Consider the following 24,569-nt stretch of genomic DNA (forward strand, 5'->3'; position numbering starts at 1 on the left):
GCCCCATTGATGCTCGCCGCGACGATCGTCGCCGCCGCGATTCCCGCTGTCGCGCAAACCCCGGGCGCTGCGGAACTTTCGCGCATTACCGCCGGCAGCTATCAGGTCGACCCCGCGCACACCCAGGTGGTGTGGACCGTCAACCATCTCGGCATTTCTCCATTGTCGGGTGCGTTCGGCGCGAGCGGCGGCACGCTGAACATCGACCCGGCCAACCCCGCGACGGCCAAGGTCAATGTGACCTTCAACATCGCCGAGATGAGCACCACCACCACGGCGTTCGCCAAGCATCTGTCGAGCCCGGACTTCTTCGACACTGCCAAATTCCCCACTGCGACCTTCACATCGACTTCGGTCCAGGTCAGCGGCAGCAGCGCCAGGATCACCGGTAACCTGACGATCAAGGGTGTGACCAAGCCCGTGACGCTCGACGCCAAATTCTACGGCGCCGGCGCCAACCCGATGACCAAGAAGACCAATCTCGGCTTCTCCGCCACCGCCAGCATCAAGCGCAGCGACTTTGGGCTGGGCTATGGCGTTCCCATGGTCGGCGACGATCTTGACCTGACGATCCACGCCGCGTTCACTGCCTGAGCCGACACGACGCCCGCGAGGAATCGATAATGACTGACGACGCCTCCATCCCCTCCAGCCCGACGCGCTATTCCACCGTCGCGATCACGCTCCACTGGCTGATCGCGGCGCTGCTGATTTTCGAAGTCGGGCTGGGGCTCCGGATGGAGGCGGCGCATGGCGCGGACAAGTTCACCGTATTCCAGCTGCACAAATCGATCGGCATCACCATCCTGCTGCTGGTCGCGATCCGGCTGCTCTGGCGTTTCTTCCGCACCCCACCCAAAATTACCGCAAAGCCGTGGGAACGGGTGCTGGCGCATGCCGTCCATGCGCTGTTCTACCTGCTGCTGCTCGCGCTACCGCTGAGCGGCTGGATCATTGTCTCGACCAGCCGGATCGTCGTGCCGACTCTGCTTTACGGCGTGATCCCCTGGCCGCATTTCCCGGGCGTCGATGGGGCGGCGAAGGCCGCGTGGCACGACGTGGCTGAGTTTATCCACGTCAATCTGGTGACGGTGATCTACGCACTATTTGCGCTGCACATTGCCGGCGCGCTCAAGCATCATTTCATCGATCGCGACGGCGACATTGCGAAGATGGCGCCGGGCACCCGGGCGGGTGCCTGGGCCGACCCGCGGATGATCGCGATCCTCGCCGGCGTGTTGCTTGCGATAGGGTTGGGGCGCGGATGGCCGTCGACCGGAGCCGCCAGGACCGCTGCGCCGCCGGTGGCTGAAACCCCTGCGCTTCCCACGCCTGAACCCTCGCAGCCGGTGGTGGTGGCTCCGCCCACTGTGCCGATCGAAAACGCCTCGGAAGCGGTCGATGTGACCACGAACAGCATTGCTGCCGTCGAGCAGGAAGTACCGGTCTGGACGATCGCCAGGGGCTCGGCCCTGGCGTTCCACACCAGCTGGTCGGGTGAGGCGATCGATGGCGGGTTCAACAGCTTTGACGGTGACATCGCGTTCGACCCCGAACAACTCGATCGCTCGCGTGTTGAGATCCGCATCGGCACCGCATCGGTGTTCAGCGGCGACGGCCAGCGTGACGAGACGTTGAAGAGCGATGACTGGTTTTCGGCCGGCAGCTTCGCGAATGCGACGTTCAAGGCCAGCCGCTTCCGGAAAACCGGCACCGACCGCTACGTCGCGAGCGGCACGCTCAGGATCAAGAGCGTGACCTTGCCGATCAGCCTGCCCTTCACGCTCAAGATCACGGGGAAGAAGGCGGAGATGCAAGGCACCGCAACGATCGACCGCACCGCTTATCAGATCGGCAAAGGCGATTATGCCGCGACCGACGAGATTCCTGCGGCGGTGAAGGTGGTCGTGAAGATCAACGCGACGCGGAAGTGATCTCCGTGGCAGTAGATCGGAGCCCGGCTACCTCCCGTTCGACGGTTTCCTCATGTGCCATTCAATGCCGGCGAACCAGACGGCAGATTACTGCCTGACCGGGAAAAACCAATGATATGAATCGGCGAAGATAGTTTCCCATGTCGAGAGGTCGTGACCGCTGGCGACCTCGCGGAATTGAGTATCCGCTCCTGCTGCTTTCGCGCCGACGAGGATGTTTGCGGTTCTCTTGTGGAAGGAGGGTTCAAAGATACCGGCGCCGCCAAATACGCGAACTTTCTTCAGGCGATCGGCGGGTTCAGCAGCGGGCATTGCAGCCGCCGACATCGCCAGGGCATTCCCGAATACGCTTGAGTATTTTCCTGCCGTGGTCAGCGCCCAGGCGCCACCATTCGAATAGCCGCCGATAACGCGGTCGCTTCGCCGGCGCGAGACTGGGTAATGCGCTTCGACATAGGGAAGAACCTCTTCGACTAGGAAGCGTTGATGCCTTATGTAGGGGCTATCTGGTCCCGCGCCTCCAACGTCCGCCAGATATTCCGGCGCGCGCCGGTCGCAACCCATGCCGGTGCAGTCCTTCTTGTTCGGCGCAGCGTCGATTCCAACCAGCACTGCCGGACGGGCGCGGCCATCGCGCGAAGCAGCCGCTGCGATTGGCGCAAAGGCGCGGGATGCGCCGTCACCCAGATAGAATACCGGGAGTTTCGCACGGGGCGGAGTTCCAGCGGGTACATAGATGGTCAGGCGTCGGCTTTCGCCCATCACTTTGGATGGCAGGTCGTAGACGGTGATCGTGCTGTTGGGGGTATCAAGTCGAGGTGGCGCTGGCTCTGCATCCGGACCCCGGTAAATCTCGGGTTCCTGCGTACCTTTTGGTGTGGTGGCGATCTTCAAAACAGCTTCGCGTAGTCGCGGTACGCGGACCGTCACGGCGGCAAGCCCACTGTTTGGAATGGGTTGCAGCCCGGTTTGCAGCGAACAACATAACAAGGCCCAGGGTTCGGTCGTCGGCTTGGCGACCATCGTCAATCGATCGCCGTCGATCCACCATATATGCTCGCGCGTTCCCAGCCGGCGCGTTGCTTCCTCCGCGGTCAGGCCATGCGGTACGACGCAAGGGTTCGGCACGGGAGCCGTGGCTGATTCGCATTGGGGGAGGGCCGCCCACATCGACGGGACAGGCTGCGCGTCTGCGAGAAGAAGCAGGGAGGGGAAGAGGAGCATGAGCTATTGCATCATCCGACATCCTGTCCGTCAAGCGCGTTGCTACCCCGGGGCACAAAAACACGTTCTCGCTCAAGCTGGGACTGGCAACAGCACCAAGTCGAGAATGAGGAATTACTATGGCGATACGTTCCGACTACCGCCCTCAATCGGCGACATTGCACTATTCGCTGGTGGAGCGAGCAATCCGTTCCGGATCGTCGGTGCACCAAGCCCATCGACGCTGACATTCCAGACTCGCTCACACGCGACGGACATCAATCCCAAGCGTCGCAAGCCGATCGGCGACGTCACCACTGGCACTGGACGGGATGATCAGCACATCCGCCCGATCGACGGATGCGATCACAAAGGGAGAGGCCGCCCCGATTTTCTCGGACGAGGCCATGACCACAAGCTCCGCCGAGATGTCGGCGATGGCGCGCTTGATGCCGGCCTCTTCCGAGTCTCCGGTGGTCAGTCCTTCGAGGGGATGAACGCCGGTCACGCCCATGAAGAATATGTCCGGCCGGATGTCCCTGATAGCCTGTAAGGTGACGACGCCCATCGTCACCATCGAATGTTTGAACAACCTGCCGCCCAGCAGGATCACATCGACCGCATGGCCGGCCAATGCCGCTGCAACAAGCGGACTGTGCGTGACGATTGTTGCCCGCATATCGCGATCGAGATGATTGGCGAGCTGGATCGCGGTCGTGCCGCCATCGATGAATATGGTTTGCCCGGGCAGGACCATTGTCGCCGCATGACGGCCGATGGCGATCTTCTCCGTTGGAAAGATTTCCCGCCGCGTCTCCAACGTTCCTGTCGCGGGAGATGTCGGCAGCGCACCGCCATGGACGCGCTGCAACTGCCCTTCGCTGGCCAGTTCGCGCAAATCCCGCCGGATCGTGTCTTCCGACAGGCCAAGCTCGGCCGCGACATCCTTGGCCACGATCCGCCCCATTTGTGCCAACACCGCGAGGAGATGCCGTTTGCGTTGCTCGGTCAGCATTGTCGATATTGCCCTTCTTGACTCTGCACGAAATTGCATGAAACTGCACGAATGTCACTGAGCAATCGAATCCGCATCCACGATGTCACGGTCCTGTCGGATGATTGGTATGTCCTGAAGCGGACGAAGTTCGAGTGGCGTCGCGCCGATGGCGTCTGGCAAGCGATGAGTCGTGAAACCTATGATCGTGGCAACGGGGCGACGCTGCTGCCCTTTGATGCGGTTCGTCGAACGGTGTTGCTGACGCGGCAGTTCCGCTTTCCCGCTTACGTCAATGGCTGTGACGACCTGCTGATCGAAGCTGCCGCCGGTCTGCTTGACAAGGCCTCGCCAGAAGAGCGGATTCGCGCCGAAGTCGAAGAAGAGCTTGGCCTGAGACTTGGTCCGGTCACGGCGATATTCAATTGTTATATGAGCCCCGGCTCGGTCACGGAACGGCTGTATTTCTTCGTCGCCCAATATGACCCGCTGATGCGGACCGGGCGGGGTGGCGGCGTTGCGGCGGAGGGGGAGGATATCCAGGTCATCGAACTCGATATCGATGAAGCGCTCGGGATGATTTCCACTGGCGCCATTCAGGACGGAAAGACGATTATCCTGCTCCAATATGCCGCGCTGAACCTGTTCGCATTGAACGGGTCAGCCGCGTGATGCTGTCGGGAGCCGCGCACCTCTTTCACAGACCATTGCCGGCCAGCCGCCGCGCCCAGTCACCCTCCGGCTTGAACACATCGATGAACAACATGTCCGGCTGCTCGCGGCACGTGTCGATCGCCTTGGTCCAGCGCTGTCCGAAGTCCGCGATATTGCCTTTAAGCGTCGCCGGATCCAGCTTCTCGCCTTGCATCATCACGATCGTTCGCAGCCCAAAGATCATGTAATAAAAGGCGTCATGCGTCTTCTCCGGCCAGGTCGCGCGCCACCACGCCTGATCCGTCGCGAACTGGCCGCAGCGATAGCGTAATACCCCGCCACCCGGGCCCGGCGATTGGTAGCTGTTGAAGCTGAAAGGCAGACGCACTGACGGCAGGACCGGTTTGCCCGCAGTGTTCCGGTCCACGCGAAACACCGTGGCCCGCGCCGCGGTCAATGCGGCTTCGTCGAGCACCGGGGCGCGGCTGCTGACCGCCACGACCGGATCGATCAGCTTGCCATCCTCGCCCAGCGTGCCGGTGATCTCGACCTTGCCGTGGCGACCGGCGGCCCGTTCGGCATCGGGATAGATCGCTTCGACCCGGGTCAGGATTGGCGGGCCATTGTCCGCATTCTCCTCCAGCGCGAATCGGACCGGCATGGTGACCGGGATGGCGATGGCGTCGCCCGCCGCCGTCCGGGCGGGGGAGAAGGTCGCGCGCTGCGCTGTCGCCAGCGCAGCGTCGTCGAGCCCTGGAAAGCCCGCGCTTTGCGTTACCACCAGTTCGCTCAGCTTGCCGTCGATGCCCAGGATGCCGCGCACTTTCACCGTGCCGCTATGTCCGGCGGCAAGTTCGCTCGCGGGATAGACGGGCACGCCGCCCCGGATCAGTCGCGGTACGACTTTCATCAGCGCGGCGCCGGCCTTGGCCGCGACCATTGCCGTACTGTCTTCCGATGGTGCCATCGGACCTGGCGGAGGAACGGGGGCCGGCAATGGTGTCGATGGGGCTTGCTGTGCCGCAAGCGCGGCTGGCATGGCCATCGTCACTGCGATGACGCCTGGTATCTTCGCTATCCCGAACCGCATCCGCCCCCCTCAGCGTTCCCGCCGCGACCCTATCGTACCGTTGACGCTTTAATCAATCCGGGCAGGAATTCCGGTGCTCCCGGGGATGCGACCCGGTCGCCGGTATTCGCCAAACCAATGAACTTCCATCGGGTGGTATCGTTGATTGAACTCATGACCCGGGATAGCGATTAGCGATCGTGGCCACGCCGTCTTCCATCCGTTCAGGCCGCATCGCTGCATCAGCGATGATTGGTGTCGTATTCATGGGCAGCACGATCGTGACGCCGCTTTATACGATCTATGCCGCCACCTTCGGGTTCGGCAATGTGATGCTGACACTGATCTATGCGACCTATGTCATCGGCAATCTCGCCGCGCTGCTGATTTTCGGCCGGGTGTCGGATCAGATCGGCCGGCGGAAAGCAGCGTTGCCGGCGATCGGCATCATCGCGCTCGCGGCGCTCGGCTTCCTGTTCGCGCAGTCAACGCCCTGGCTGTTCGCGGGCCGCGCCTTGAGCGGCTTCGCGATCGGGATCGCGGCCGGTAGCGGCACCGCCTGGCTGGCGGAACTCGAGGACAAGGACGGGGCGGGGAGCGCGGCGTTCATCTCGACCAGCGCGAACTTGCTTGGTCTTGCGATGGGGCCGATCCTGGCCGGCATCCTTGCGCAATATGCGCCAATGCCGCTTCGGCTGAGCTATCTCGTCTATCTCGCGCTCGTCGTCATGACAACCATATTGGTTTTTCATGCCGCCGAGCCGGATGTCCGGCGCAGCGGCAAGATCTCGTTCGCGCCGCGCATCGGTGTGCCGTCGGCAGCGCGCGCGCGCTTCGTCGCGCCGGCGATCACCGCCTTCTGCACCTTTGCCTTTATCGGCTTCTATGCGGCGCTGGTGCCGAGCCTCATCGCCGGACGATTGCATCAGGCCAATCATGCGGTCGCGGGCGCGATCGTGTGCGAATTGTTCGTCGTTGCCGCTTTGGTGAACCGCGCGACGCGCCATATGCCGAGCCGTACGGCAATGCTTGCCGGACTGGCGATGCAATTGCCTGCGCTCGCATTGCTGGTCGCCGCCGACCGCATGGCGTCGATGCCGCTGCTGATTGCGGCAAGTGCGATCGGTGGCAGCGTCGCGGCGCTCGGCTATCGCGGCAGCCTGTCGGTGGTGAACGAAGTCGCACCCGCAGATGCGAAAGCGGAAATTGTCTCGAGCTATATGATTGTCTGCTTCATCGGTAATTCGCTGCCGGTGATCGGCGTTGCGCTGCTTTCCCGCGTATTGAACGACGCCGTGGTGGCGCTCACGATCTTCGCGATCGTCGTCGCGCTGTTGGCGGTATCGGCGATCATGTATGCCGTTCTGGCCGACATATCGCGGCGGCAGTGAGCGATTGCCGTCGCGGATGGTCCGGCTGTTTTGCGCGAGGTGATTTTGGGTGCGAGAACCATTCGGCACGACCCGGAAGGGGCAAGCGCTACTCGGCCTCGTCGGGCTTGTCGTAGGCCTGGGCGGCGGGACTGGCCTGTTCCTCCTGCCTTCCGTGTTCGAACCCATTGTCGCCGCTGCATTCTTCGCGTTGAGCTGGGTCTCCCACGCGCCGTTTGATTATGACCCCTCACGGCGAACCTTCTTCGCCTGCCTTCTCATCGTTCTGGGTCTGCTCTGGTTTGGACTGTTCGTCATGGCGTTTGCTCGGGAACCTGCGCGAAACCGGTCGATCGATACATATCTGCGCGCGCGCGGGCGCTTCGACAATTCGCGTCGGGCTACCATGGCCTCGCAGGATGACCCCTCCGGCCGAGCGTAATATTCTCGCGAGACGATAAAGAGCCCCCGTTCTCAGCCGGGCCTCCCCATCATGCCTCCACAAGTTATCGCGGATGCGCCCTGATCGCCGCGCCGCCCATCGCCGGATCGGAAATCGAATCCCGCCCAGTCTCCAGCCGTCCGGCGAAACGCTGGAAATGGGCTTTCTCCGCATCGATCTCGACCGCCAGATCATACCATCCCGTCGTGGCCGCCACGCGCCAAAGCTCAGTGACCGACTGGCCGGGGCGAAGCGTGATCGTCCTTGCATCGAGCGCTTTGGCATACGCCATCGGGCGAATGTCGATTCGCCGCATTGCTGCGCCGGGATTGTCGAATGTCAGCGCGATCGCGTGCCGCACTGGCTCCGGCCGCAGCGATACGCGCAGCGCGCCGCTATTCAGCGTCCCGATGAAATGCCGATGGAAACCGTTCGGGCCAAGCACCCACAAATCATATGCGTCGTCCCTGCTGCCCTGCCACAAGCCGCTCAGCCGGGCCGACGCGCCCACCGTATAGCGCCGTGGCGCGCGCTGCAGGTGCAGCCGGTCATAGACATGGAAGACCGCCCCGGCCCGGCCGCTATTGGCGAAATCGAGGCGGATGCCGTCATCGGCGACATGGGCCTGAACATCGAGCGCATAAGGCAGCGCACGTGAGCGGCGCGGGCCGGTCGCCTGGACCGGCATGTCGGGCTGGCCGGGCGGGACCGGCACGGTCCGCTTGGGCAAAGCGGCGGCGCGCGCGGCCTGCGCGGCGGTGGCGGGCAAGGCGGGCCAGTTGCGCGCGTCGTTCGGGTGCCTGAAATCGAAGGCGGAGGTCAGGTCGCCGCATACGCTGCGCCGCCACGGCGAAATATTCGGCTCCTGCACCCCGAACCGTAATTCCAGGAAGCGGATCACCGATGTGTGATCGAATGTCTCGCTGTTGATCCAGCCGCCTCGGCTCCATGGCGAGATGACATACATCGGCACGCGCGGGCCCAGGCCATAGGGGCGCCCCATAAACTCCGGGCGCTCGAACGGGGCGTCGGCGGCGGAGCGGACCAGATGATATTCGCCTTCGGTCGACACGGTCGATCCGCCGGCCAGGCCATCGGGCGCGGCGGGATCGCGCGAGGGTGGGGCGGGCGGCGGCACATGGTCGAAAAAGCCGTCATTCTCGTCGAACATCACCAGCAACGCGGTGCGGCTCCACACTTTGGGATTGGCGGTCAGCGCGTCGAGCACCCGTGCGGTATAATCCGCGCCTTGCGCGGGACTGGAGGCGGAGGGGTGCTCCGATCCGGCGGCGTCGGCGATGATGTAGGAAATCTGCGGCAGCGTGCCGTTCATCACATCATGGCGCAATCGATCGAGCTTCTGCGTGGACAGGCCCCGCGCGATCAGCTGATGGTCCGCGCCGCCCGGGCCGGCGGCATCGGCATCGGCATCGCGAAAGCGGCGGAAACCGACCAGCGGATTGTCAGTGAAATTGTCCGCCATGTCCTCATAGATGCGCCAGTCGATTCCCGCCGCCTGTAGCCGCTCGACATAGCTGGTCCAGCGATACCCGTCGGGCGCGCCGCCATTCCTGACCAGCTGATCGTGCGAATTGGCGATCGAGGGTCCGCCGGCCTTGCCCAGCGGATCATTGGTCCCGCTCCACAGGAACAGCCGGTTGGTGTTGGTCCCGGTCTGGACTGAGCAATGATAAGCGTCGCACAAGGTGAAGGCGTCGGCGAGCGCATATTGAAAGGGTAGATCGGCGGCGCGGTAATAGCCCATCGACCCGGGCGTCTTGGCCTTGGGCCACCAGCTCATCCGCCCTTCGTCCCATGCCGCCTGCGCATCGGGCCAGCTATGCGGCGTTCCCTCGGCACGCATCAGCGGGAACGCCTCGATCGTGTCGAGATGGAATGGTGCGATTCCGGCGGGACGGTCCGGTGCGCCGAACTGCGTCCAGACGGTCTGCCGGTCATGCCCCGCCGCCGAGGGGATCGGGAAGCGATCGCCAAACCCCCTGACGCCGGCGGCCGACCCGAAATAATGATCGAAGCCGCGATTCTCCTGCATCAGGATCACGATATGCTCGATGTCGGCCAACGTGCCTTTGCGGACATCGGCGTCGATCGCCATCGCCCGCGCGATCGGGCTCGCCGCGAGCAACCCCGCGCCCCCCGCCGCCAATACCCGCCGTCGGTCGATCTGCACCATCGTCACTGTCTCCCTGCCATCCCCGCGAAAGAGCGCCGAGTCGGATCATCCGCCGCACGGTCCTTGAATATGCGGGACATGGTCAACCCGATACCGCTCCTTCCGTTGCGGCGGAGTGCCATAATGAACTTTCCGTTACGGGCCGACTTTCGGATCGCGCGGTCCTACCCCTTGAACACTTCGCGCCGGTGATAATCGAGAAATTGCGGATGGGGACGGAGGTCGGAACGCGCTGGCACCGCCAGCTTGCTGTTGCCGGCGAGCAAGCGGTCGACCGTGTCCGGCAACCGGTCCTTCGCCAGCAGCAACGAATAATCATCCTCGACCGAAATGAGGCCCCGGTCGAACATCCAGTGCACGGTGCCGGACAGGGCGATGCCGTTGCGGATGCTGTCGGGACCGCGATGGCCGACCGGGCGAATATGCGCAGCCTGCACTTCGGATCGTCCGCCGCCATTGATAATCTTGAGGCCGGTCATCGCGCATGTGTCGCGATACGCATCCTTGACCGCTGCCGAAAACGCCCGATCGCGAAACGGCCTGGAAACGAGTTGGTGCACGATCGCGCGATCTTCCTCCATCGGCACATCGTGATCGAACACCGCCCTCTCCTCCGCGACCATCGGCAATGGCGGCATGGGCTCTTCGGCAATGTCGGGGGCGTCGCGCCGCCGCTCTTCAAGGCCGATGACATGGGCGAAACCGGCGCGCCAGATCATGTCATATTCCCGATCCGGCAGATTGCGGACAGCTCGTCCGAATGCGCCCTTGTTGGTCGACCCGTCCTGCTTTCTGAGCATCGACTCGTAATAATGATCGCCCTCCTTGAACGGCACGGGTCGAACAAAGGGCAAATAATTGGAAACCTCGGCATAGAAATGGTCGGCGAGTTCCGGATCCTCAAGGATGCGGTCGATCCGGGCGGTCGCGAAATAAACTTGTCGCCCGCCGCTGCTCGACAAATCGCCGGTCGAGCGGCGCGGTTCGTAATAGAGGATCCAGTCTCCGATCGCCCCGGCAACCTGGTTGAGATAGGTTTTCGGGAAATGATACCGGCTCTCCGGCAGATCCTTGTAATCCGGCAGTACCTTGGTCGTCAGAACTGCTTTCACCATGTGAAGGGGCTACCAGGCAAGGCGCCGACCAGGCAAGCGGGCAATCGCCCGTCACGCCCAGGCAGCCAGCTCCGCATCGGTCAGCGGCAGCCTTGTCGTCCGCCCCTCGGTAGCCGCCTGCGTCGCCGCCTCGATCACCGCCATCACCGCCAGCGCCTGGATCGGCGGCACCGGATTGGCCGCGCCGTCGCGCAACGCCCGATGGATCGCGCGGTAATATTGGCGCTGGTCGCCGGCCGGAGTGGGCAGGCGGCGAACATCATCGCCCTGGTAAAGCACCAGATCATCGTCATCCTCGCCCCAGCCTGGTGCGCCCGGTATGACGCCGTCGAGCAATTGCCGTTCCTGGCCATCGGCACGCTGTTTGACCACGCTTGCCTTGCTGCCATGCACAGTGAAGCGCATCGAGCCCCCGGCCACCACCATGCCGGCATGCAGGACGATGCGCCGCCCGCCATGGTTCAGCACGATATGCGCCCAGTCGTCGATTTGTCCGCCGGGGCGCTGCACCGCCAGGTTCGCCTGAATGCTCTCCGGCAAGCCGAACAGCTGCAATGCCTGGTCCACCAGATGCGGGCCGAGATCGAACCACACGCCGCTTCCCGGCAGTGCCTGCTCGCGCCAGCGCCCGCGTACTTCCGGACGAAAGCGGTCGAAATGCGATTCGAAATGTACCACCTCGCCCAGCGCGCCGCTGTCGATCAACTGCTTCACGCCGAGATAGTCGCTGTCCCAGCGCCGGTTGTGGAACACCGACAGCAGCCGGTCATGCTGCTCCGCCAGCGCGATCAGCGCGCGTGCTTCGGCCAAGTCGAGCGTGAAGGGCTTGTCCACCACCACATGCTTGCCCGCCGCCAGCGCTGCCCGCGCCAGCGGCGCATGGCGGCTGTTGGGGGCGGCAATGACCACCAGCTCGATCGCCGGATCGGTGACCGCGCGTAACGGGTCCGCCTCCACCGCCATGCCAGGCAGGTCGGCATGCACCTTCGCCGCATCGCGCGAGGCGACCAGCGCAAGGTCCAGCCCCGGCGTCGCGCGGATCAGCGGCGCATGAAAAGTCCGGCCGGCAAAGCCATAGCCGATCAGCGCGACCCGGACGGAGGGCCGCCGATACTCTGCATTCTTGTCGTTCATGAAGTCTCGCTTTGGCCTTGCTCTGCTGATCGCCTGTCTGTCGCCGAGGTCGAGCGAGTCTCAACCCGGACCACTATGGGTTCGCCACCCATTTGCCGCGCTGTGCGATGCAGCTCGACTTGGTCGCGGCCAGCGATTTCGGATCGCGCGCATAATAATAAGCGGTGGCGGGCTGACCGAAGAGCCCGACACAAGCGGCCTGCGCTTTTGCCGGACAGGCGTTCAGCACGGTGGCCTTCATCGTGCCGCCCATCTGTTTGAAGGCTTCGGTGTTCGACGTGCATTGCGCGGCATATTCGGCCGCGGGCACGCTCATGCTCGTCTGGGTGCAATCCTTGATCTGTTCGGACATCATCGTCCCTTCGATCAGGCAGGCCTTGTCGGCATGGGCGACGCCACCGCTCGCGATCAGGAGGAACAGTCCGGTCGTGCCCGCCTTGAGGAAATCCATTGCCTTCTCCGCGCTGAAATGTCCGCTGATGGATAGATTTGGCGGCCCTTGATTGTCCAGAGATTCGGCCCAGAGATTCGGCCCAGAGATTCGGCGACGCGGCGGTCCGTCCCGGCTCTGTTCGCTCGCCCTTATTTCGGCTTCACGAACTTCAACGTCATGCGATCGCTTTCCCCGATCGCTGCATAGCGCGCGCGGTCCTTGTCGCCCTCCTGATAGGTCGGCGGTAGTGTCCACACACCCTTGGGGTAATCATGCGTGTCTTTCGCATTGGCATTTACCCCACTTTCGGCGGCAAGAGTGAAGCCGGCTTTGGTCGCGTAGGCGACCACTGATGACTGCTTCATATAGCCGCTCTTGCCTTCCTCGACCCCGGTCTGGCCTTCGGGCAGCCGGTGTTCTTCCACGCCGAGAATACCGCCCGGCTTGAGCATCGCGAACATCTGGTCGAACGCTGCCTGGGTCTTGTCGGTTTCGCCGAAGCGCCAGTTATGCACGTTGCGGAAGGTCAGCACGGCATCCGCCGTCCCGGCCGGTACCTTGGGGCCTGCGCCTTCGGGGAAGATCGCATATTTGACCGTGCGATAGAGGCCGGGATTTTCCGCCTGCTTCGCCTTGACCGCGGCCTGGCCCTTTTCGCTGGCGGCAGCGACGTAGAGCGTGCCTTTCTTCGCGAGATAGGGGGCAAGGATCTCGGTATACCATCCGCCGCCCGGCCAGATCTCCACCACCGTATCGGTCGGCTTCACCCCGAAAAAGGCCAGGGTCTCCGCCGGATGGCGATACTGGTCGCGCGCCACATTCTCGGGCGGGCGCGTCGATGCCCCGACCACGGCCATGATCTCGTGACCCGGCGTGGCGTCCTGCGCCAGGCCGATGCCGGCGGTCAGGGCGCCGGCGCCGATCATCAGGACGGCGGCGAAAACGGGCAGAGTGCGCATCGGAATTCCTTCTGGCGGGACATGTGTTGATACGCATCTTGTCGCGCACATCGGCGTCGGGGACAATCGCTGGACCGTGTAATTTTCCGTGTCCGCACCTTCCCATCCGCGGTGAACTATGATCATCTCGCGCACGACAGACTCAAGGGGGCGGCACATGAAAAGCTGGTTGGCGGCGGTACAGATCGCGGCATTATGCATTGGTGGCGCCGCGCCGGGGATCGCCCAGGCCCAGGTGCCGACATCCGCCGCGCCGCTCGCGCTGAAGCCCGACCAGCAGGCTTTTCTCGATCTCTACAAGGAGATGGTCGAGACCAACACGACCTTGTCGGTCGGCAGCTGCACTCAGGCCGCGGCACAAGTCGCCACGCGATTGAAGGCGGCAGGGTTCACCGATGCCGACATCACGCAATTCTCCGTGCCCGAGCATCCGAAGGAGGGCGGCATCGTCGCCATCCTGCCCGGCACGTCGAAGATGCTGAAACCCATGCTGCTGCTCGCACATCTCGACGTGGTCGAGGCGAAGCGCGAGGATTGGACCCGTGATCCCTTCAAGCTGATCGAGGAGGGCGGCCATTATTACGCCCGCGGCTCGGCCGACGACAAATCGATGGCGGCGGTCTGGGCGGATTTGATGATCCGATTCAAGAAGGACGGCTACCACCCCAAGCGCATGATCAAGATGGCGCTGACCTGTGGCGAGGAAACCACTTACGCCTTTAACGGCGCGCAATGGCTGGCGCAGAACAAGCGTGATCTGATCGCCGCCGAATTCGCCCTCAACGAAGGCGGGGGCGGGGACACCGACGGCAAGGGCAAGATCATCGTCCAGACGATGCAGGTCGGTGAGAAGGCGGTGCAGAATTTCCGCCTGGAGACGACCAATGCTGGCGGCCACAGCTCGATTCCGATCCGCGATAACGCGATCTACGAATTGAGCGACGCGCTGGCCAAGGTGCGCGACCATGAATTCCCGGTGATGATGACCGATACGACTAAAGCGTTCTTCGCTCAGGCCGGAGCGGGGCGGAAGGACAGGATCGGTGCGGCGATGGTCGCGATCGCCGCCAATCCGGCGGACAAGGACGCGGAAGCGATCGTCTCGACCGACCGCACCTATCATTCGATGCTGCGCACGACATGCGTCGCGACATTGCTCGACGGCGGCCATGCCAATAACGCGCTGCCGCAGCGCGCCGGCGCGAACGTCAATTGCCGCATGTTCCCCGGCCAGACGCTGGAGCAGACCCAGGCCGCACTGGCCGCCGCGATCGGCGATGCGAAAGTGACGATCACGCCGGTGCCGCCGGTGCGTCCGACCGCGGTGCCGCCAGCGCTCGACCCGCGCATCATGGGGCCGGCCGAGACGCTGGTGAAGAAATATTTCCCCGGCGTGCCCCTGGTTCCGGTGATGTCGACCGGCGCGACCGACGGCATCTTCCTGGAGGCGGTCGGTATTCCGACCTATGGCGTGCCGGGCATCTGGGGTGATCCGGACGGCAATGGCGCGCACGGCCTGAACGAGCGGATAGAGGTTCGCTCGCTGTTCACCGGGCGCGACTATCTGACTGATCTGGTGAAGGTCTATGCCAATATGAATTGAGCGTTGGCGGCTGTCCGACGCTGATGGGGGAGAAGGATGATGCGGATAGCGGCCATCGCCATTGCCCTGATGTGGTCGGGCGCCGCCGATGCGCAACGCGCGCCGGCGTCGCGACTCACCGACGCGCAACTCAACGCCTCGCTTGAACTCGGCCAGGAGATCGAGGGCCGCGCCGACGGTGACCTGAACGGCGATGGCCTGATCGACACCGCCTATGCCGTGAGCAGCCCCGATGCGCGCGGCGTGACGGTGCTGATCGCGCAGCCGACCGGCGCGAAGCCGCCCTTTCGGCCGATCGGCGAACTCAAGCTCGAGCCCGTGGCGCTTGGCCCGGCATCGCTGTCGATCGCCAGGGGCGTGCTGAAGGTCGAAGAACTGACCGGGGGTACGACGGCGGTGTCCGCGATCTATCGCTTCCGCATGGATCCGGGCGCGGGACAGGGGCGACGCATGCGGCTGATCGGGCTGGATGCCACGCTCTACAGCCGCACCTATGCCCATGACGGGTTCGAGATGAGCTGGAACCTGCTGACCGGTGCGGTCATCACGCGCGAGATGCATCTCAACAAGGGCGGCGGCGACGCGGCCTATGACAAGATCGCCGAACGGCGCTCCACGCGGGTGAGCAAGCCGCTCTATATGGAGGACGCACCCGACCCGGAAACAGTGATGGATGAGGTGCGCAAGCGCTGATCAAGGCGGCGCTTGATCTACGGCTTGGCGCCGTGCCTATTCCCGTTATGCCGATCCTCAAATTCGTCCTCGCCGCGCTTGCGCTGATCCTTGCCACTCCCTGCGCCGCCGGTCCGGCGGAGGATCGCGCCGCGATCCTCGCGGTGGTCGCGCGAATGGAGGCGGCGTGGAACCGCGGTGATTTCCGCGGCTATATGGCCGGGTTCCGGAATCCCGATGTGGTGTTTGTTTCGGGCGGCAAGTTCCAGGACGGGTGGCAGGGGACGCTTGACCATTATGTCCGCGATTATGGCGCCTCGCCCGCGACGCGCGGCGCGCTGCATTTCTACGACATGAAGGTCGAACTGCTTGCGCCGGATGCGGCGATGCTGGTCGGGCGTTATCATCTCGAACGCCCGGTTCATGCGGCGGAGGGCGTGAATACGCGGCTGTTCCGTAAGATCGGTGGCCAGTGGCTGATCACCCTCAACCATGTCTCTGCCTATGACGTGCCGCCTGCGCCTATTTTGCCGGCGCCTCCGTCCGCGCCAGCAGCGCCGTCAGATCGTCCCGCCAATTGACCGCCCATGTATGGGTGCCATGCCCATGCGTATCGTCGGTCTCCGGGATCAGGCGGAATGTTGCGTCCTTCATCAACGCCACCGCGCGTACCGGATAATCGAGGTTGCGCGGGTTGATGAAATCATCCGCCGAATTGACCCAGGTCAGCGGCGCGGTGATCGCCTTCAGCTTTGGCCAGGGGTTGTAGCTGCGTGAAGCATCGACCTGATAGATCAGGTCGTTGGCATCGATCTGCGCGATCGATTTCGCGACGCGCTCCCGCGCATAGGCCGCCGCCTTGTCTCGGTCGGGGTAGAGCTTCTGGAAATTGACCGGCGCGGCGCCGGCGACGAACAGCAGGGTCGCGGCGGTGCGCAGGCCCTGTACCGGTTGCGCGGTGTAGTCGCCCCCGGCCCAGGCCGGATCGGCCTTGATCCCGTCGATCAGCAATTGCCGCCACATGCGGTTGAGCCCGGCCAGCTCGACCGGTTCGCACGCCAGCGGCATCAGCGCGCGGGCGAAATCGGGATGCGTCTCGCCCCATACCAGGCTGTGCATGCAGCCCATCGACGTGCCCATGATCAGCCGCATGCGACGGATGCCGAGCCCATCGGTCAGCAGGCGATATTGCGCCGCAACCATGTCGTCATAGTCGTACCGCGGGAAGCGCATATGCAGCCCGTCGGACGGCTTGGACGATTTCCCATGCCCGATATTGTCGGGCAGGATGATCCAGTAACGCGTGATGTCGAGCGGCTGCCCGGGGCCGTATAGCTGGTCGGCGAATTGCGGCGACAGGAATTGCTGCCCGGTGCCGCCAGTGCCGTGCAGCACCATCACCGCATTATCGATCTGCCCCCGCGCATCGCGATGCGGCTTGCCGAGCGTGGTATAATGCAGCGTCAGATCGGGCAGCGTCTCGCCCGATGTGAAGCGGAAATCCCTGATGCTGAAATCACCCTCGGTGGCCGGCCATTTTCTCGCCGGCGCGGGGGCGCTGGCCGGTGGCGGGGTGGGTTGAGGTGCGGGCGTGGCGGCCTGCGCGGCGAGCAGAAGGAGCGATGCGATCATTCCCCGGTTCTGCTCCTTATGGCGCGTGCTGCCAAGCGATGCCGGTTGTGATTCAATCCGACGACTAATGATGCCAGCATCATGTCCATAGAGGCACCGACCCCTGCCGGCTCTTTCTCATCATGAAAATACCCTTGGAACGCCATGCTGTTTCGTCCGAAACAGCCGTCGTCGGCATGCTGTTATATGCTGTTCCGATGCTGTTATTGAATAACAGCATCGGAGGTATTTATCACATTGAGATTGCTGGAATAAATCTCGCCGAAAATCCAACTTAATAGCATGAAAAAATTTCACGGCGAATAACAGCATGTAACAGCATGGTCCGGTCGTCCTTTCGCGCGACGAGCGGACCGCCGGCTACGCCTCCGCCATCAGGTTCATCGTGACATAATCGATCTTGCCCGTGCCCAGCACCGGCAGCGCCTCCACGATGCGCACGTCCTTCGGAACCATCAGCTCGGTCACGCCATTCGACCGGGCCCAGGCCTGCAATGCGCCTGCGCTGGCATCCTGACGCGTGGTGAACAGCACCAGTTGCTCACCCTTGCGGGCATCGGGCCGCGTGACGGCGGCATGTTCCGCCTCGGGCCACAACGCGGTGGCATAGCCCTCCACCGCGGGCAGCGAGACCATTTCACCGCCGATCTTGGCGAAGCGCTTGGCGCGGCCGCGAATGGTGATGAAGCCGGCATCGTCGATCGTGACGATATCGCCCGTGTCGTGCCAGCCATCCTTGGGCGGTTGCAGCACGCCCGGCTGGTCGGCCTTGAGATAGCCCGCCATGACATTCGGCCCGCGGATCGACAGCCGCCCGCCCTCAGCGATGCCGGGAACCGCATCGAGCTTGCTCGTCATGCCGGGCAGCAGCCGTCCGACCGTGCCGGCGCGGAAATGCATTGGCGTGTTGACCGCGATCACCGGCGCTGCCTCGGTCGCGCCATAGCCTTCCAGGATGCGCAGGCCGAACTTCTCGGCATAGGTCTTGCGCGTTTCGTCGCGCACGCGCTCGGCGCCGGCGAAGATGTAGCGCAGCGAATAGAAGTCATAACCATGCGCCATCCGCGCATAGCCGCTGAGGAAGGTATCGGTGCCGAACAGGATCGTCGCATTGGCGTCATAGGCCAGCGCGGGAACGATGCGATAATGCAGCGGACTGGGATACAGCACGGTCTTCACCCCTGACAGGATCGGCAGCAAGGTGCCACCGGTCAGGCCAAAGCTGTGGAACACCGGCAGTGCGTTCAGCACCACGTCGCTTTCGTTGAAGTCGATCCGGGCCGAGAGCTGGAGGCAATTGGCCAGCAGGTTACGATGCGTCAGCACCACGCCCTTTGGCAGTCCTTCCGAGCCGCTGGTGAACAGGATCACCGCCGGCGCGTCGCTCGACACGCCGAGGCGACGGTGAATCCGACCGGCAAAGCGCGTGATGAGCAATGCGCGCAGTTTCTCCATTGGCCCGATCGTCGCCGCGATATCCTCGAGATAGCGGATCGCGATGCCGGCCTCGACCAGGCCCGCGATGACCGCATCGAGCTTGGCCTGTTCGATAAAGGCGTGCGCCGTGACGATGGTGCGGATTTCCGCTGCGGTGCAGGCCGCCTTCAGATTGGTCAGTCCGGCGGTATAGTTGAGCATCGCCGGCACGCGGCCCTTTGCCTGCAGCGCGAAGAAGGTGGCGACCACGCCTGCGACATTGGGCAGCAATACGCCGATCGCCTCGCCCTGGCGCGTGCCTTCGGCGAGCGGACGGCCCAGCGCGAGCGATCCGGTGATCAGGCGCGAATAGGCGAGGGGCGAACGCTTCACATCCTCGACCACCTGGGCCTTGCCGCCATGAATATCCTTCGCGTCAAGCAGCGCCTGGAACAGGGTGCGGTCGGTGTCCGACGTGGCGAAGATCATCTCGCTCATCACATCGTACAGCAACCGTCCCGCCGCCGCGCGGCGCTCGCGGGCGCTGCCGCCGCTCAGCGCGAAACGGCGCGGCGGCAATATGGTCAGGCTGATCTTCGGGAAGGTGCGTCGCCGTACCTTCCCGTCGAGATAGGAGAAGGGCGTGAATTGCGCGCCGTCGATGCGCACCGGCACGATCGGCGCGTCGGCCTTGTCGGCGACCATGCCGGGGCCGTCGAACACCTTCATCAGCGCGCCGGTGACGGTGATGCGGCCCTCGGGGAAGATCACCAGCGTGCGGCCCTGCTTGACTGCCTTGACCATCGCCTTGGCCGCCATCGGGTTGGTCGGATCGACCGGGAAGGCGTTGAACATGCCGAGGAACGGTTTGACCCACCAGGCCTTGGCGATGCGCGAATGGATCGCGAAAGTCGGCTTGCCCGGCAGGAACGCGGCAAGCAGCAATCCGTCGAGGAAGGAGACATGGTTGACCACCACCACCGCGGGCTCGCCCGGGCGCGGCATATTCTCCTTGCCGGTCACTTCGACGCGGTACAGCAAGGTAAGCGTCCAGCGCACCAGCCCCTTGAATATCGTCTCGGGCAGCAACCAGCAGGAAATCAATGCGATCGCGAGCGTCGCGAAACCCATCGCGCCGATCACGCCCGGCACGCTGGTCCCCGCGGCGAGCAGCGCAAGCACGATTGCGACCAGCAGCACGGTGATGACCGCATTGACGATATTGTTGGCGGCGATGATCTGCGACCGTTGTTCCGGCGCGCTGCGCGTCTGCAAGATTGCATAGAGCGGCACGATGAACACGCCGCCCGAGACGGCGATGCCCGCGACTGAGATGAGGATCGGCCAGCTTCCCGGGTTGGTCAGGAACGCACCGACCGACGGCCCAGCATCGCCGACAGTGAAGCTGCGGGTGGCGATCCACATCATGACGAGAAAGCCGGACAGGGCCAGCGCCGAGATCGGAACATAGCGCGCCGACACTTCGCCCGCGAGCATCCGGTTGACCGCGAGCGAGCCCAGCGCGACGCCGATCGAAAAGACCAGGAGCAGCATTGTCACCACGGCGGGCCCGCCGCCCAATGTGCCGGTGACCAGTGGCGCCAGCTCCGACAGGATGATCGCGCCGATCGCGAAGAACCAGCTGATCCCGAGGATCGCCAGCCACACGCCACGCCCGCCATGTGCGGCCTTCAGGATATGCCAGGTGCCGCGCGCGATGTTCCAGTCGATCGGTTGACGCGGCTGCAGCGAGGGCGCGGGGGGAACGTACAGGCTCGCGAACAGGCCAAGGAATGCGACGCCCGTCGCGGCCAGCCCGGCCTCCCAGGGCGGGATGATCCCGCCGAGCAGCTGGCCGCTGAGGATCGCGAGGAACGTCCCGGCCTCGATCAGGCCGGTGCCGCCCATGATCTCACGCTCGGTGAGATGCTGCGGCAGGATCGAATATTTGACGGGCCCGAAGATCGTCGAATGCACGCCCATCAGGAACAGGCAGCCGAGCAGGACCGGCACCGATTCAAACCAGAAGCCGCCAATGGCCATGATCATGATGCCGACTTCTGCCGCCTTCACCAGGCGCACCAGAACGGCTTTGTCATTTGTATCGGCGATCTGCCCGGCGATCGAGGAGAACAGGAAATAGGGCAGGATGAACAAGCCGGTCGCGATCGTCGCCAGCATTTCCGCCTTGCCCGGATCGGCCTTGTAAAGCGCGAAATTGGCCAGGAACAGCAGCGCGAATTTCAGCAGATTGTCGTTGAACGCACCCAGGAACTGGACGACGAACAAGGGCGCGAAGCGGCGCTTGCCGAGAAGTGAAATATCGGGGGCTGACATGCTGTCTCCTCTCGGTCGTCCTATCGGCCAATTGCGAAGCCGACATTAACGGCGGTCGTCATACTGCATAATTGATCGCTGTTCAATTGTTTAAATAAACACTGATCAATTTTGTTCCCGGGAAGCGATGCGCGCAGCCGTCGGGACCATGGACCACCCACCGTTCCTCCTGCCTGCGGGGAGTGTTGCAACTAAGTGCCCGGTTGGCAATTCGCGGGGTTTGTGTCGCACTCGCCAGCGCGATAGGGCGGGGCATGAGCGGCACGACAACGATACGGGACGCACCGGCACTCTCGCCCGAAATGCGGCTGGTCGCAGCCTGTTGTCGCTGGCCGGCGACCCCGGCGCGCGACGCTGTCGTGACGGCCGCCGCTATCGGAATCGACTGGCGGTTGTTCGCGAAACTGGTCGCGCGTCACCGCGTCGTGGGCCTTGCTTATGCGGCGCTGTCGTCGGCGGGCGTGACCGTGCCGGGGACGATTGCGCGGTCCTTGATGACGCGTGTCGCGCAAATGGCTGAGCAGAATCGGATTCTGGCGGTGGAGTCGGTACGGCTTCAGGTGATGCTTGAAGTGGCCGGCATTCCATCGCTGCTGGTCAAGGGGGCGCCGCTTGCGCAACTGGCTTATGACTCGCTCGCCCTGAAGCACGCCAAGGATATCGATCTGCTGGTCCGTCCCGAGGACCTTGCCACCGCGCTCGCGCTGGTGCGTGCCGATGGCTATCAGCTCTGGCTGCCCGCCCGCGCGTTGAGCGAGCGTCAGCTCCGCGATGTCATGCGTCACAGCCGCGACATCGCGCTGATCCATCGCGAGCGCCGCGTGCAGCTCGAACTCCATTGGGGCCTGACCGACAATCCGCGCATGCTCGCCGGCTTGAGCGCGAGTGCGGCGACGCAGACGGTCACGCTCGGCAAGGAGGGGCCCGGCGTTCGCACGCTCGGTCCTGACGATCTGTTCGCCTATCTGTGCGTGCACGGCGCGGCGCATGGCTGGATCCGGCTGAAATGGCTTGCCGATGTCGCAGCGCTGGTGGGGCAGGGGGCGCCGGACGAAATCGACCGGCTCTATCGCGCCGCGGTCGCGCGTGGGGTCGGTGAGTGCGCTGCGCAAGCGTTGTTGCTGGCTCAGATGCTGCTCGACCTGACCGTGCCGCTGGCGCTTGCCGAAGAACTCGGCGCCAGCCGCCGCGTGCGCAAGCTGGTCGCTGTCGCACTCGACATCATGGTGGGGCCGGGCGCGGAGCGGGAAATCGGCGATCGGCGCTTCGGCCAGGCGAAGCTGATCCGCGCGCGCTTTCTGTTGTCACGCGGTTGGCGCGATCTGGGTGTCAACATCGTCACGCATATGACCGCGCTGGACGACGTGCTGGCGATACCCTTGCCGTCGCGGCTGCATCTTCTCTATCCTCTGCTGCGCGTGCCGCTATGGATCGGGCGACGCGTTGGCGTGGTGGGGCGCGGCGGGAAGGAAGAGGGGGCTCAATGACCGAATTGCTGACCAGTGCGATGTTCACGCCGCATATCGGCAGTGAGTTTGCGGTGCAGGTCCGTGAGCATGCGGATGTGCTGACTTTGGTCGAGGTCGGCGATTTGCCGAGTGGTATGCAGAACGATGTGCGCGCACCCTTCACCTTGTTGTTCAAGGGCGCCAGCACCAGTACGCTGTTCGATCAGCAGATCCTCGTGCTGGAACATCCGGTGCTCGGCGTGACGGAGATCATGCTCACCCCGTGCGGACGCGACAGCGGTGGCGGCTGCTTCCACTATGAGGCGGTATTCAACTGAGCCTCGTGTTCCGGCGACGTTACGCGGTCGGGGAACCATTCCATCAGCCAATAGGGGCCGCGCCGTTCGATTTCGCGAAAACCCTTGCGGTCATAGAGTCGACGTGCGGGGTTGAAGCCCTCGACATGGATCGACACGCCACGCCCGAGCGCGGCCGCCTCGGTCATGATGCGGTCGAGTAAGGCGCCGCCGATGCCCTTGCCTGATGTCTCGGGCAGTAACGAGATGTCGACGATGCGATGATCGCGCGTGCCGCGAAATAGATAGAGCCGGCCAACAGGGGCGCTGCCCGCTTCGATCACGCTGAATTCGGCGTCGTGATAATGCGTCTGGTAATGGCTTCGCTGCATCGAGAATTGCTGCTCGAGAAAGGGGCGCCGGGCTTCGTCCGGAATCCCCATCGCTTCGACCTCGGCCCAGCGGATCGCGACATAGAGACGGCGGAGGAACGGTTCGTCCTCCGCCGTCTCCGGGCGCAACGTGAAGGCTGGCAGTGTCAACGCATCAGTTCCGTGACGGGAAGGCCCCAGAGATGCAGACGCAGACCAGCAGCGGCAGATAAGGCTGCCGGTTTTCATGCGGGCTGGAGCCCCCAGTGATGCCAACCGAGAGCGGGTGCATGATCACCGGCGTGGTCAGCGGCGGTTTGAGATACGGAGCGGAAGGCGTGCCGGCCGGCGAGGAAAGGCGGCTGAGGCTGGTGGCGTTGGTCGGCACGTTGCTCAGGCCCGTGATCGCACTGGGGAACACCTTGTTGTGAACGATGTGGCTATGTGCCGGCATTTCCATCTGGGTCAGCGAGATCCCCTCGCTGCCGATCGATTCCCCGACGACATAGTTGGACAGGCCTGGGCCTTGTCCCTGGCTGACCGGGCCGCGCCCGGAATAGTTGGGCAGCGCGAAGGTGGTCGTACCGTTGCCGCCATAGTTGGTGCCGAGAAGCGAGAACAGTGCAGCATATTGCTGGATCGGCAATATGTTGCCGTTGCATTGCAACCAGCCGCGCGGGACGAAAGTGAAACCGAAAGCGCGAATTTCGCCGAGAAAACCGTCCATGATAAAGCTCCCTGTTCGCCGTCAGTTGCGGCTGGGAAAAATGCCGGCCAGCGCGATGATGTACGTCGCCGCCAGAGTGGGCATGATATTGTCGTGCGGCAGGGTATTGCCTGCGGGCTGCACCGTATCGAGCGCCAGCGTGACGTCGTTGGGCGCGATCCCGGTCGGGTCGAGGTAGAGCAGTTCGCCTTGTTCCGGCTGCGCCAGCAACGCGTTCGATGGCTGGGATATCGTGGCTGGCGTCGCTTGAGCGATCAGGCTGTGCGAATGCGACGGAATCTGTGATTCGAGAAGCGTCACCGACTCGCTGCCGGACAGCTGGCCAATGACGTAGGAAGACAGGCCCAGGCCTGTCCCTTGGTTGATCGGGAAACGGCCGCGCAGATCGGGTACGGCGAAGGTTGCCTGGCCGTCACCGCCATAAGTCGTGCCGATCAGCGTGTAGAGCGCGCTATAGTTTGAGATCGAGAGCAGCGCACCATTGCAGAGATGCCAGTTGGCGGGTGCAAAAGTGCCGCCGAACAAGCGGATTTCGCCAAGATAAGGAGTCATTTTTTACATCCTCC

The 24,569-nt window shown here is 63.8% G+C and carries 22 protein-coding genes; 9 read left to right on the top strand and 13 right to left on the bottom strand.

Features of this window, described 5'->3' with window-relative positions; genetic code table 11:
- Positions 1-9: 9 nt before the first annotated feature.
- Both OO12_RS04420 and OO12_RS04425 read left to right on the top strand, forming a co-directional pair.
- Positions 10-594: a YceI family protein gene (locus OO12_RS04420; protein ID WP_052215535.1), complete on the top strand. Its 585-nt coding sequence runs from the start codon at positions 10-12 to the stop codon at positions 592-594.
- A gap of 29 nt (positions 595-623) precedes the next feature.
- Complete coding sequence (locus OO12_RS04425) at positions 624-1,934, top strand: cytochrome b/b6 domain-containing protein (protein WP_034157425.1); 1,311 nt, start codon at positions 624-626, stop codon at positions 1,932-1,934.
- A gap of 87 nt (positions 1,935-2,021) precedes the next feature.
- Here OO12_RS04425 and OO12_RS27390 read toward each other — a convergent pair whose 3' ends face one another.
- Positions 2,022-2,957 carry an alpha/beta hydrolase gene (locus OO12_RS27390; RefSeq protein WP_160296736.1) on the bottom strand — a complete coding sequence of 312 codons (936 nt, stop codon included), beginning with the start codon at positions 2,955-2,957 and terminating at the stop codon, positions 2,022-2,024.
- 442 nt (positions 2,958-3,399) lie between these two features.
- Positions 3,400-4,152 carry a DeoR/GlpR family DNA-binding transcription regulator gene (locus tag OO12_RS04435; RefSeq protein WP_034157427.1) on the bottom strand — a complete coding sequence of 251 codons (753 nt, stop codon included), beginning with the start codon at positions 4,150-4,152 and terminating at the stop codon, positions 3,400-3,402.
- A 51-nt stretch (positions 4,153-4,203) separates the two neighbouring features.
- Between OO12_RS04435 and OO12_RS04440 the strand changes: the two genes are divergently transcribed.
- The gene (locus OO12_RS04440) at positions 4,204-4,803 is read left to right on the top strand and encodes a GDP-mannose pyrophosphatase (protein WP_034157428.1); all 600 of its coding nucleotides are present in this window, start codon (positions 4,204-4,206) and stop codon (positions 4,801-4,803) included.
- A gap of 25 nt (positions 4,804-4,828) precedes the next feature.
- Here the strand turns inward: OO12_RS04440 and OO12_RS04445 are convergent, their stop codons facing one another.
- Complete coding sequence (locus OO12_RS04445) at positions 4,829-5,752, bottom strand: energy transducer TonB (RefSeq protein WP_160296737.1); 924 nt, start codon at positions 5,750-5,752, stop codon at positions 4,829-4,831.
- A gap of 350 nt (positions 5,753-6,102) precedes the next feature.
- On the opposite strand from OO12_RS04445, the gene OO12_RS04450 reads away from it, so the two are divergent.
- Positions 6,103-7,245: an MFS transporter gene (locus tag OO12_RS04450; RefSeq protein ID WP_052215536.1), complete on the top strand. Its 1,143-nt coding sequence runs from the start codon at positions 6,103-6,105 to the stop codon at positions 7,243-7,245.
- Between the two features lie 485 nt (positions 7,246-7,730).
- Here OO12_RS04450 and OO12_RS04460 read toward each other — a convergent pair whose 3' ends face one another.
- From OO12_RS04460 to OO12_RS04480, 5 genes are all read right to left on the bottom strand, one after another.
- Complete coding sequence (locus tag OO12_RS04460; RefSeq protein ID WP_034157432.1) at positions 7,731-9,860, bottom strand: phosphocholine-specific phospholipase C; 2,130 nt, start codon at positions 9,858-9,860, stop codon at positions 7,731-7,733.
- A 164-nt stretch (positions 9,861-10,024) separates the two neighbouring features.
- The gene (locus tag OO12_RS04465) at positions 10,025-10,975 is read right to left on the bottom strand and encodes an HNH endonuclease (protein ID WP_034157433.1); all 951 of its coding nucleotides are present in this window, start codon (positions 10,973-10,975) and stop codon (positions 10,025-10,027) included.
- Positions 10,976-11,026: 51 nt separating this feature from the next.
- Entirely contained in the window at positions 11,027-12,109 is a 1,083-nt protein-coding gene (locus tag OO12_RS04470) for an oxidoreductase (RefSeq protein WP_034157434.1), read from the bottom strand.
- Between the two features lie 73 nt (positions 12,110-12,182).
- The gene (locus tag OO12_RS04475; protein ID WP_034157435.1) at positions 12,183-12,560 is read right to left on the bottom strand and encodes a hypothetical protein; all 378 of its coding nucleotides are present in this window, start codon (positions 12,558-12,560) and stop codon (positions 12,183-12,185) included.
- 131 nt (positions 12,561-12,691) lie between these two features.
- Positions 12,692-13,501: a class I SAM-dependent methyltransferase gene (locus OO12_RS04480; protein ID WP_034157436.1), complete on the bottom strand. Its 810-nt coding sequence runs from the start codon at positions 13,499-13,501 to the stop codon at positions 12,692-12,694.
- 157 nt (positions 13,502-13,658) lie between these two features.
- Between OO12_RS04480 and OO12_RS04485 the strand changes: the two genes are divergently transcribed.
- From OO12_RS04485 to OO12_RS04495, 3 genes are read left to right on the top strand one after another with little or no spacing between them, the layout of a single operon-like run.
- Entirely contained in the window at positions 13,659-15,104 is a 1,446-nt protein-coding gene (locus OO12_RS04485; protein WP_034157437.1) for a M20/M25/M40 family metallo-hydrolase, read from the top strand.
- A gap of 36 nt (positions 15,105-15,140) precedes the next feature.
- The gene (locus tag OO12_RS04490; RefSeq protein WP_034157438.1) at positions 15,141-15,797 is read left to right on the top strand and encodes a hypothetical protein; all 657 of its coding nucleotides are present in this window, start codon (positions 15,141-15,143) and stop codon (positions 15,795-15,797) included.
- Positions 15,798-15,829: 32 nt separating this feature from the next.
- Entirely contained in the window at positions 15,830-16,357 is a 528-nt protein-coding gene (locus OO12_RS04495; RefSeq protein WP_235364683.1) for a YybH family protein, read from the top strand.
- Here OO12_RS04495 and OO12_RS04500 read toward each other — a convergent pair.
- Positions 16,299-17,408 carry an alpha/beta fold hydrolase gene (locus OO12_RS04500; protein WP_034157440.1) on the bottom strand — a complete coding sequence of 370 codons (1,110 nt, stop codon included), beginning with the start codon at positions 17,406-17,408 and terminating at the stop codon, positions 16,299-16,301. The genes OO12_RS04495 and OO12_RS04500 overlap by 59 nt on opposite strands.
- 360 nt (positions 17,409-17,768) lie before the next feature.
- Positions 17,769-21,161, bottom strand: coding sequence for an acyl-[ACP]--phospholipid O-acyltransferase (locus OO12_RS04505; protein WP_034157441.1), 3,393 nt, complete (start codon positions 21,159-21,161; stop codon positions 17,769-17,771).
- A 254-nt stretch (positions 21,162-21,415) separates the two neighbouring features.
- Between OO12_RS04505 and OO12_RS04510 the strand changes: the two genes are divergently transcribed.
- Positions 21,416-22,648, top strand: coding sequence for a nucleotidyltransferase domain-containing protein (locus tag OO12_RS04510; protein ID WP_034157442.1), 1,233 nt, complete (start codon positions 21,416-21,418; stop codon positions 22,646-22,648).
- On the top strand, positions 22,645-22,947 hold the full coding sequence (locus tag OO12_RS04515; RefSeq protein ID WP_034157443.1) for a DUF6916 family protein: 303 nt from the start codon (positions 22,645-22,647) through the stop codon (positions 22,945-22,947). Before OO12_RS04510 ends, OO12_RS04515 begins: the two co-directional genes overlap by 4 nt.
- On the opposite strand, the gene OO12_RS04520 is transcribed toward OO12_RS04515, so the two are convergent.
- The 3 genes from OO12_RS04520 to OO12_RS04530 are packed head-to-tail and all read right to left on the bottom strand — an operon-like array spanning position 22,926 to position 24,555.
- Positions 22,926-23,447, bottom strand: a complete 522-nt coding sequence (locus OO12_RS04520; protein WP_052215537.1) for a GNAT family N-acetyltransferase — start codon at positions 23,445-23,447, stop codon at positions 22,926-22,928. The genes OO12_RS04515 and OO12_RS04520 overlap by 22 nt on opposite strands.
- A gap of 4 nt (positions 23,448-23,451) precedes the next feature.
- On the bottom strand, positions 23,452-24,003 hold the full coding sequence (locus tag OO12_RS04525; RefSeq protein WP_034157444.1) for a phage tail protein: 552 nt from the start codon (positions 24,001-24,003) through the stop codon (positions 23,452-23,454).
- A 21-nt stretch (positions 24,004-24,024) separates the two neighbouring features.
- Positions 24,025-24,555 carry a phage tail protein gene (locus OO12_RS04530; protein WP_034157445.1) on the bottom strand — a complete coding sequence of 177 codons (531 nt, stop codon included), beginning with the start codon at positions 24,553-24,555 and terminating at the stop codon, positions 24,025-24,027.
- Positions 24,556-24,569: the final 14 nt, after the last annotated feature.

This window comes from Sphingomonas sp. ERG5 (assembly GCF_000803065.1).
Lineage (GTDB): Bacteria > Pseudomonadota > Alphaproteobacteria > Sphingomonadales > Sphingomonadaceae > Sphingomonas.

Coding starts and splice junctions, on each gene's coding strand:
- OO12_RS04435 (WP_034157427.1), bottom strand. CDS start 4,152: ATGCTGACCGAGCAACGCAAACGGCATCTCCTCGCGGTGTTGGCACAA.
- OO12_RS04445 (WP_160296737.1), bottom strand. CDS start 5,752: ATGGCACCATCGGAAGACAGTACGGCAATGGTCGCGGCCAAGGCCGGC.
- OO12_RS04420 (WP_052215535.1), top strand. CDS start 10: ATGCTCGCCGCGACGATCGTCGCCGCCGCGATTCCCGCTGTCGCGCAA.
- OO12_RS04530 (WP_034157445.1), bottom strand. CDS start 24,555: ATGACTCCTTATCTTGGCGAAATCCGCTTGTTCGGCGGCACTTTTGCA.
- OO12_RS04440 (WP_034157428.1), top strand. CDS start 4,204: ATGTCACTGAGCAATCGAATCCGCATCCACGATGTCACGGTCCTGTCG.
- OO12_RS04450 (WP_052215536.1), top strand. CDS start 6,103: ATGATTGGTGTCGTATTCATGGGCAGCACGATCGTGACGCCGCTTTAT.
- OO12_RS04485 (WP_034157437.1), top strand. CDS start 13,659: ATGAAAAGCTGGTTGGCGGCGGTACAGATCGCGGCATTATGCATTGGT.
- OO12_RS04490 (WP_034157438.1), top strand. CDS start 15,141: ATGATGCGGATAGCGGCCATCGCCATTGCCCTGATGTGGTCGGGCGCC.
- OO12_RS04510 (WP_034157442.1), top strand. CDS start 21,416: ATGAGCGGCACGACAACGATACGGGACGCACCGGCACTCTCGCCCGAA.
- OO12_RS04515 (WP_034157443.1), top strand. CDS start 22,645: ATGACCGAATTGCTGACCAGTGCGATGTTCACGCCGCATATCGGCAGT.
- OO12_RS04465 (WP_034157433.1), bottom strand. CDS start 10,975: ATGGTGAAAGCAGTTCTGACGACCAAGGTACTGCCGGATTACAAGGAT.
- OO12_RS04425 (WP_034157425.1), top strand. CDS start 624: ATGACTGACGACGCCTCCATCCCCTCCAGCCCGACGCGCTATTCCACC.
- OO12_RS04480 (WP_034157436.1), bottom strand. CDS start 13,501: ATGCGCACTCTGCCCGTTTTCGCCGCCGTCCTGATGATCGGCGCCGGC.
- OO12_RS04500 (WP_034157440.1), bottom strand. CDS start 17,408: ATGATCGCATCGCTCCTTCTGCTCGCCGCGCAGGCCGCCACGCCCGCA.
- OO12_RS04525 (WP_034157444.1), bottom strand. CDS start 24,003: ATGGACGGTTTTCTCGGCGAAATTCGCGCTTTCGGTTTCACTTTCGTC.
- OO12_RS27390 (WP_160296736.1), bottom strand. CDS start 2,957: ATGGTCGCCAAGCCGACGACCGAACCCTGGGCCTTGTTATGTTGTTCG.
- OO12_RS04460 (WP_034157432.1), bottom strand. CDS start 9,860: ATGGTGCAGATCGACCGACGGCGGGTATTGGCGGCGGGGGGCGCGGGG.
- OO12_RS04505 (WP_034157441.1), bottom strand. CDS start 21,161: ATGTCAGCCCCCGATATTTCACTTCTCGGCAAGCGCCGCTTCGCGCCC.
- OO12_RS04470 (WP_034157434.1), bottom strand. CDS start 12,109: ATGAACGACAAGAATGCAGAGTATCGGCGGCCCTCCGTCCGGGTCGCG.
- OO12_RS04475 (WP_034157435.1), bottom strand. CDS start 12,560: ATGGATTTCCTCAAGGCGGGCACGACCGGACTGTTCCTCCTGATCGCG.